At 62.8% G+C, this 2,831-nt stretch carries 1 protein-coding gene and 1 pseudogene; both read right to left on the bottom strand.

Annotated elements, in window-relative coordinates:
• Window positions 1–341: pseudogene (locus tag WBG82_RS07600) on the bottom strand (TAT-dependent nitrous-oxide reductase); the annotation flags it as partial.
• Between the two features lie 39 nt (window positions 342–380).
• Window positions 381–2,519 carry a 4Fe-4S binding protein gene (locus WBG82_RS07595; protein WP_424423293.1) on the bottom strand — a complete coding sequence of 713 codons (2,139 nt, stop codon included), beginning with the start codon at window positions 2,517–2,519 and terminating at the stop codon, window positions 381–383.
• Between the last annotated feature and the right edge of the window lie 312 nt (window positions 2,520–2,831).

Below are 2,831 nucleotides of genomic sequence, written 5' to 3'. Positions count from 1 at the left end.
GTCAGGATCTTCAGGCTCTCATTGGTCTGGCCCCAGCCGGTGGCGCTGCATCTGTTGAAAACGGGGATGCGCATCAGCTCGCGCATGGAGGGGATGCCGATGATGCGCACCTCGCCGGTCTGGCCGCTGGACGAGAAGCCGTAATATTCGTCGAGATCGCCGGGGAGAACTTCGGCGCTGAGCCCCTTCGACTTTTTCTTTTCCGCCGCCTGCGCGGCAGCGATCAGGTCCGATGCCGCGAGGCCGCCCGTCGCCCCGACGAGCCCCGCCACGCCCGCGACCGTCGCGGTGCCACTCAATAGGCCGCGGCGGCTCACTCCTTTTTCGCTCTCATTGGCCATGATTGGCTCCTCTTTATACGGAGCGAATTGCTCCAGGGTTCATTTTCCCGCTGACGAGGGAGCCGGCGCTTCCGTACGCGCGGCCCTCCCCTTCGACGTCGTCACGACAAGCCTTCTCTCTTCTTTCAGCCTCTTCTGGATCATCACCGGGCATTTCTGGTCGTGGTGATAGAGCATCTGGCAGTGCAGGCACTGGATGCACTCGTTCGGATTGATGACGCCGTCGGGATGGATCGCCTGCACCGGGCACTCATTGGCGCAGCGCTGGCAGGGATTGCCGCAAGCACGATAGCGGCGCAGCCAGTCGAACATGCGGATGCGCGCCGGGATGGCGAGCGCCGCGCCCAGCGGGCAGAGATAGCGGCAGAAGAAGCGCTCGATGAAGAGATTGGCGACAAGCAGCGCGACGGCAAAGGCGACGAACGGCCAGCTACGGATAAACCTCAGCACGATCGCCGTCTTGAAAGGCTCGACCTCGGACATGCGCTCGGCCAGCGCGAGATCGTAGAGGGCGAGGCCGAACAGGACGAGGAAGATGATGTATTTCAGCGCCCAGAGCCGCTGATGCAGGCCGAACGGCACCTCGATCTGGCGGATGCCGAGCAGGCGCCCCGCCTTGTTGGTGAGTTCCTGAAGCGCGCCGAAGGGGCAGAGCCAGCCACAGAAGGCGCCGCGATTCCAGAACAGGATCGAGGCGACGACCGCGAACCACAGAATGAAGATCAGCGGGTCCATCAGGAAATATTCCCAATGGAAATCGGTTCTGAGCGCGTTGGAGAAAGTCAGCACATTGACGACGGAAAGCTGCGCCTGCGCATACCAGCCGAGCCATACGAGCGTGAAGACGAGAAAACCAATGCGGAACCGCTCATAGAAGACGGGACGGCGCACGAGCCAGTCCTGAAAGAAGAAGACGGCGGTGAGGATCAGCAGCGCCACCAGCAGCACCGCGATCTGGATGAGCTTTGTCCGCCAAATCTTCTGCCAGAGAGGTTCTTCGGCCGGAGCGCCGGGCAAGGCACTCTCCGCCTGCGTCGATCCGATCTCGCCTGCAAGCGCCGAGGATGAGGCTGGCGCTGGCGGCACCCCGACGGCGGCCGGCCGCTGCGCAACCCGCGTGTATTTTCCGGGCAACGTGTAGCCGAGATCGAAGGTCAGGAAGGCCTTGTCGCGCGCGCCGTAAGCGCGCTGGACAAGCAGTTGCAGACGCCATGGCGCCGCCGGATCGAAGGCCATGCCGCGCGGCACGGTGAAAAGGCCGATCTCCGGCAGTTCCGGCGCGCCTTCCGCCTCGATGTCGCCGATCCTCTGATGGTTCCTGTCGCGGAAACGGATGCTGTTTTCATCCTGCAGCAGCTCGATCCGGTCGAAGATCCCGCCGCGCACATAGCCCGAGCCCTTGAACGAATACTCTCCCTCCCCGCCGATGAGGAGCGCCTGCTGGCCGGGCTGGAGGCGTTGCTTCAGCCGCTCCCATCCCTCCTCGCCGAGAAGGCTCCTGCCGATCGACGGCACGCTGACAAGCGCCACATAAAGGTCGATGAAGGTATCGTCCGCATCGCCGGCCTCGGGATGGCGGATGGCGCCCCGGTTGCCCGTCCGCTCGAACGCCTTGTTGATCTCGCCGACCGTCAGATGCAGCCGCCGCACCGAGCCATCGCCGATCAATGTCTGCCAGTCCTCGACGGAGGATTTTTGCTCGTCGACGACGCGCGTTTCCTGCGGCGCCGCCTGCCCGCCCGTCTGCCCCGGACCCTCGAGTCCCGTGGCACGCGCAATCGCGATCGCCGAGCGCGTGATGCTGTCGCCTATCACCATCATGCTGACGGTGGCGCCGCTGACGATATCCACGGGCGGACCGTTGCGCGTTACGGACGGAATGTCCCTGTAGTTCAGTCCGACATAGCCCTGGATGAAATGCTCGACCTTGGATTGCGGAATTCCGATCAGGACGATGGGCTCATGATGCTCGACGAGCTTTGCGCCGACGATGACGCCAGCATCGGAAAGACCGATGACGATGTTGATCGGCTTGCCCGAATAGCCGACCGAGTTCACGACGTCGCTGTTGAGATAGACGTAGCCGAGATGCCTGTTTCCCGCGAAGGCGGCCGCCACCGGCGGCGTGCCCTCGACGGCGCCGAATCTGTCAGCGCCCGGAAAAACGTCAGAAGGCATCAATTTCTGCAGAAATTCGGGCAGCCGGCTCGCAGCCATGGCCGGACGCGGCAGCAATGCAACAAGAGCTAAGGGGATAAGTAGAAACGCAACAATTCGAATGACGAATCGGCTGCTGAACAAGGGCCCTCCCCACCGGCGCCGGGCGGCGCGGTCATATTTTGTGGTGGCCCTGCGGCTCACAAGGCCGTCGGCAATTCGCATTCAACGCTCACGGAAGAGGGTAACATAGATGATCGTCCGGGCAACCATCGCCAATCCTGCGTGAGCGGTCTTTGATCGATCGCAATGACCGGAAAGATTTTTCGGTTA

It is taken from the genome of Parvibaculum sp., assembly GCF_049671045.1.
In the GTDB taxonomy this organism is placed as follows: Bacteria; Pseudomonadota; Alphaproteobacteria; order Parvibaculales; family Parvibaculaceae; genus Parvibaculum.
This window is presented reverse-complemented; position numbering and strand designations above follow the sequence as displayed.

Excerpts from the sequence above, each read along its gene's own strand:
- WBG82_RS07595 (WP_424423293.1), bottom strand. The coding sequence starts at position 2,519 with ATGCCTTCTGACGTTTTTCCGGGCGCTGACAGATTCGGCGCCGTCGAG.